General features: G+C 59.0%; 6 protein-coding genes. All 6 read left to right on the forward strand.

The window, feature by feature from the left end:
• On the forward strand, positions 1-510 hold a 510-nt coding region (locus ABYO54_RS13415), incomplete at its 5' end, for an ATPase (protein ID WP_372808757.1).
• 11 nt (positions 511-521) lie between these two features.
• A complete protein-coding gene (locus tag ABYO54_RS13420; RefSeq protein WP_372808758.1) occupies positions 522-1,076 on the forward strand; it encodes a DUF2764 family protein in 555 nt (184 codons plus the stop codon).
• Between the two features lie 48 nt (positions 1,077-1,124).
• Positions 1,125-2,861: a V-type ATP synthase subunit A gene (locus ABYO54_RS13425; protein WP_372808759.1), complete on the forward strand. Its 1,737-nt coding sequence runs from the start codon at positions 1,125-1,127 to the stop codon at positions 2,859-2,861.
• Positions 2,851-4,149 carry a V-type ATP synthase subunit B gene (locus ABYO54_RS13430; RefSeq protein ID WP_372808760.1) on the forward strand — a complete coding sequence of 433 codons (1,299 nt, stop codon included), beginning with the start codon at positions 2,851-2,853 and terminating at the stop codon, positions 4,147-4,149. The genes ABYO54_RS13425 and ABYO54_RS13430 overlap by 11 nt, the downstream gene beginning before the upstream one ends.
• A 37-nt stretch (positions 4,150-4,186) precedes the next feature.
• Positions 4,187-4,774, forward strand: a complete 588-nt coding sequence (locus ABYO54_RS13435; RefSeq protein WP_372808761.1) for a V-type ATP synthase subunit D — start codon at positions 4,187-4,189, stop codon at positions 4,772-4,774.
• On the forward strand, positions 4,771-5,458 hold a 688-nt coding region (locus ABYO54_RS13440), incomplete at its 3' end, for a hypothetical protein (RefSeq protein ID WP_372808762.1). The genes ABYO54_RS13435 and ABYO54_RS13440, both read left to right, overlap by 4 nt.

Below are 5,458 nucleotides of genomic sequence, written 5' to 3' on the forward strand. Positions count from 1 at the left end.
AAAGCGGCGAAGATCGTGGCCGAAGCCCAAGCGCAGGCCCAGGACATGCTGAAGAAAGCCGAAATCGAATCGGCCGCGTTTTCGCAACGTTCGGCCAAAACCCTGGAACAGGCCGCCCGCGACCTGCTGATCACCATCGGCCAAGGCTGCGAAAAGGTCGTTACCGAAACCCTCGGTAAGGAAGTCGATTCCGCCCTTTCCGGAGAAACCCTGCAGAAGATGATTACCGACGTGGTCTTGCAGGGCGAAGGCGGCGCAACCGTCGCGGTCAGCGAAGCCGACAAGGCCGCGCTTATTTCCCACTGCGCGAACATCGCGAAGCAGTCGGGGAAATCCGTAGAGCTGGTTTCCGACAACGAAGTGCTGAGCGGATTCAAGGTGGTTTTCGAAGGCAAGAACGTATCGCTCGACTACACGGGCGAAGCGATTGCGGAATCCCTGGCCTCCTTCCTGCGACCGGAACTGGCCAAAACCGTCAGCGGCATCGCCCGCGAACAAATCTCTAAATAACGGATCGAACGATGGCCTACTATTCACTCGTAGCCAGCCTGCCGAGTCTACAAATCGGCGACGAGCCGCCGTTCTCCGTCGAGGAGTATGTCGACAACTGCGCCCAATGGGTTACGCCGCGCGAAACGGAAATCCTGCGCAAATTGCTGCTCAAAGAGCCGGACATCGCGGCCTGCCCCCTCTGCAAGTTCGTTTACGATCTCGAATGCCAGATCCGCAACGCGGTGGCGCGCTACCGGGGCCAGAAGCAGGGCGTCGACCCCAAGCCATACCTCCGGCCGCATGACGGATTCAGCGGGCAGATCGAAACCTTCGTGAAAGATGCAATGGGCCAAACCGATCCGGTCGAAATCGAGCAGCACCTGGACCGCGGCCGCTGGAGCCTGGCGGAAGAATTCCTGGCGAATCTCAATCCGTTTGCGTTTGAAAAGGTGCTGGCATACGGCATTCAGCTGAAAATCGTTGAGCGCTGGAGCCGGATGGACGTGCGTGTTGGCAAGGAAAAGCTGGAAGCCGTCATCACGGAAAACACTCAAAAAGAAGAACAAGAAGAAGAAACCGCATAGGCCGAGCGCCGGTGCGGTTTGCTGTTTTTATGGCAAGGGACTGAAACTATGAGCGAAAATATCGGAAAAATCATCGGGGTGAACAGCAACCTGCTGAAGGTTGAATTCAACAAACCCGTTATCCAGAACGAAGTGGCCTATGCATGCATCGGCGATCTCAAACTTAAAGCCGAGGTCATCCGCGTCCGCGGCAACAGCGCAGAACTTCAGGTCTTCGAAAGTACCACGGGCCTGAAAATCGGCGACCGGGTTGAATTCACCGGCGAACTGGTATCGGTGGAGCTCGGGCCGGGCCTGCTGACCCAGGTTTTCGACGGGCTGCAGAACCCGTTGCCGCAGCTGGCCGAAGAGTGCGGCTTCTTCCTTCAACGCGGCAAATACCTCAAGCCCCTGCCCCGCGACGTCAAATGGGCCTACACCCCGAAGCTCAACGTCGGCGACACCGTGGTGGCCGGCGATACCATCGGCACCGTCCCGGAGGGCATGCTCGAACACCGCGTAATGATTCCCTTCAACGTCAAAGGTAAATGGACCGTCGATTCCGTTAAACCCGCCGGCGACTATACGGTTGAAGAAGTGGTTGCGGTCATTTCCGACGGAAAAGGCAACACCCGCGAATGCCAGATCATGCAGAACTGGCCCGTAAAAATGCCGATCAAGTGCTATGCCGAGCGGCTGCGGCCGACCGAGTCGATGGCAACCAAACAGCGCATCGTCGACACCTTCTTCCCGGTCGCCAAGGGCGGCACCTACTGCATCCCGGGGCCGTTCGGCGCGGGTAAGACCGTTCTCCAGCAGGTCACCTCCCGCCATGCGGAAGTCGACGTGGTCATCATCGCGGCCTGTGGCGAGCGCGCCGGCGAGGTGGTGGAAACCCTGCGCGAATTCCCGGAACTGACCGACCCGCGCACCGGCAAGTCGCTGATGGAACGCACGCTGATCATCTGCAACACCTCCTCCATGCCGGTGGCTGCCCGCGAAGCATCGGTGTACACCGGGGTGACGCTGGCCGAGTATTACCGCCAGATGGGCCTCGACGTGCTGCTGATGGCCGACTCCACCTCCCGCTGGGCGCAGGCGTTGCGCGAAATGTCCGGACGTCTGGAAGAGATCCCGGGCGAAGAAGCTTTCCCGGCCTACTTGGAAACGCTGATCGCGTCGTTCTACGAACGCGGCGGCGTAGTCCGCCTCAACGACGGATCGGTCGGCTCGGTGACCATCGGCGGAACCGTTTCCCCGGCGGGCGGCAACTTCGAAGAACCCGTAACCCAGGCCACCCTGAAAGTGGTCGGCGCCTTCCATGGCCTCTCTCGCGCCCGTTCCGACGCCCGCCGCTTCCCGGCGATCGATCCGCTCGACTCCTGGAGCAAGTACCCGAGCGTGGTGGATGAGAAGGACGTGGCCTACGCCCGCAAAATCCTGCGCGACGGCAACGAAGTCAACCAGATGATGAAGGTCGTCGGCGAAGAAGGAACCTCGATCGACGACTTCATCCTCTACATGAAGTCGGAATATATCGACAACACCTACCTTCAGCAGAACGCATTCATTGAAACGGATGCGGCGACCTCGGTAGAACGCCAGAACTATGTTTTCGGCAAGCTCTTGTCCATCATGAAAACGAAAATGCTGTTCAAAGAGAAGGATGCGGCCCGTAGCTTCTTCCAGAAGCTCTCCCAGACCTGCAAGGACTGGAACAGCACCGAGTTCGAATCCGACGAATTTAAACAAACAGAAGAGCTCATGAACAAGATGCTCGCGGAGGTTTCCGATTATGCAGAATAAAGTGTACCACCGGGTTGAACAGATCACCGGTAACGTAGTTGTTGTCAAAGCCGATGATGTTATTGCCGGAGAACTGGCGCAGGTTGAAGCCGCTCTCGGAACCTCCCTCGCCCAGGTGATCCGTCTGGAAGGCGAAAACGTCTTCCTGCAGGTCTTCGCCGGCGGCCGCGGAATCAGCACGGATGCCAAGGTCCGGTTCCTGGGCAAAACCATGCAGGTGCCCTTCTCCGAAAACCTGCTCGGCCGCGTTTTCACCGGTTCGGGCGAACCGCGCGACAACGGCCCGACGATCACGGAAAACATGATCGAGATCGGCGGCCCCTCCGTCAACCCGGCCAAGCGCATCATTCCGCGCAACATGGTCCGTACCGGGATTCCGATGATCGACGTGTTCAACACCCTCGTCGAATCGCAGAAGCTCCCGATCTTCTCGGTGGCGGGCGAACCCTACAACGAACTGCTCGCGCAGATCGCCCTGCAGGCCGAAGTCGACGTGATCATTCTCGGCGGGATGGGCCTGAAGCACGACGACTACCTCTACTTCCGCGACAAGCTGGACGAGAGCGGCGCCCTTTCGCGCTCGGTCATGTTCGTCCACACCGCGTCCGACCCGACCGTGGAATGCACGCTCGTTCCCGACGTTTCGCTGGCCGTGGCCGAAAAGTATGCCCTGGAAGACAAGCGCGTGCTGGTGCTGCTGACGGATATGACCAACTTTGCGGATGCCATGAAAGAGATGGCCATCACCATGGAACAGATTCCGTCGAACCGCGGTTATCCCGGCGACCTCTACTCCCAGCTGGCCGCCCGCTACGAAAAAGCGGTTGACTTCGAAGGCAGCGGCTCGATCACGATTCTGGCGGTTACCACCATGCCGGGCGACGACGTGACCCATCCGGTTCCGGACAACACCGGGTATATCACCGAAGGCCAGTTCTACCTGAAGAACGGGCGCATCGAGCCGTTCGGTTCCCTCTCCCGCCTGAAACAGCAGGTGAACGACCGCACCCGCGACGACCACCGCATCATCATGGACACCATGATCCAACTCTACGCCAACTATAAAGAGACGCTGGAAAAGCAATCCATGGGCTTCCGCATGTCCGATTGGGACACCAAGCTGCTCAAGTACGGCGAACAGTTCGAAGAAAGCATGATGGATATCACCGTCAACACGCCGCTCGAAGAGGCGCTCGACAACGGCTGGAAAATCATGGCCGATTGCTTCCAGCCCGCCGAAACCGACATCGCCTCGAAGTATACGGACAAGTACTGGCCGAAGGCATAATGGTCGTTTGAACCGATCTGTCTGATAGGACTGATTCATGGCAAAAATTAAGCTAACCAAGAATGAGCTGAAGACGCAGCGCGACGCGCTCAAGCGCTTCAGCCGCTATCTTCCGACGCTCCAGCTCAAGAAGCAGCAGCTCCAAATGGAAATGCGCCGGCTGGATCTGGAGATCGAGGAAAAACGCGACGAGGAGCAGGAAGCCCGCGCCAAGCTGAGCTCGTGGATCCAGCTCTACTCCGAGCCGATCGAGCTCGGGCCGTACGCGGAGGTGGAAACGCTCAAAACGTCGCACGGCAACATTGCGGGGGTGAACATTCCGGTGCTTGACGACCTCGTTTTCAAGCGCGTCATCCCCGACCTGTTCGAGACGGAGGCCTGGACCGATGAAGGCATCGCGGTGCTCAAGCAACTCACCCGCCTGCGGGTCGAACGGCAGATTCTCGAAGAGCAGCACCGTCTGCTCGGCGAGGAGCTCCGCACCACGACCCAACGCGTGAACCTGTTTGAAAAGGTGAAGATTCCGGAGGCCAAGGAGAACATCCGCGTCATCCGCATCTTCATGGGCGACCAGCAGACCGCGGCCGTTGCCCGCTCAAAGATTGCCAAAGGAAAAAGCGCATGATCGTTAAGATGAAAAAACTGACGCTCCTGTGCACCAAGGCGCAACAGGAGCAGACGCTCGAAAAACTGCGCGACCTCAAGGTGGTGCATGTCCAACACGTCCAGGCCCCCGATGGCCACGAACTGGACCGGGCCCGCAACCATCTGTTGCATGTGCAGCGCGCCCGCGAGGTCCTCGCCGCCCGCCCCGACGCTGACCCGACCGGGAAGGATCCCGATCAGCTCGTCGATACGGTCTGGCAACTGCTTCATAAGCAGAAGGAGCTTCAGGAAACCCTCCAGGCCTTGGAGCACGAGCTCGTCCGCATCACCCCGTTCGGCGAATTCGACCCCCGCAAAATCAAGAAACTCAACGACAGCGGAATCGTCGCCAAGCTTTACGAACTGCCGATCAAGGATACGCCGGAAATTCCGGAGGGCGTTTCGATCTCCGAAATCAACCGCGGCAAAAACGTGATCTACGTGCTGGCCGTGGGCCGACAGGAATTCACCATTTCCGCCCACGAAGTTCGCCTGCCCGACCAGTCGCTCTCCCAGATCGGCGTCCTTCTGGAAAAAACGAAGCATGCGCTCGAGAAAACCGACGCCGAGTTCCTGAAATATGCCGGCGACAAAAAGCTGGCCGACGAGATCGCCGACAGTGCCGCCGACACCGTCAGCTACGTGGAAGCCAAACGCGGCATGG

Source organism: Pontiella sp. (assembly GCF_041622395.1).
In the GTDB taxonomy this organism is placed as follows: Bacteria; Verrucomicrobiota; Kiritimatiellia; order Kiritimatiellales; family Pontiellaceae; genus Pontiella.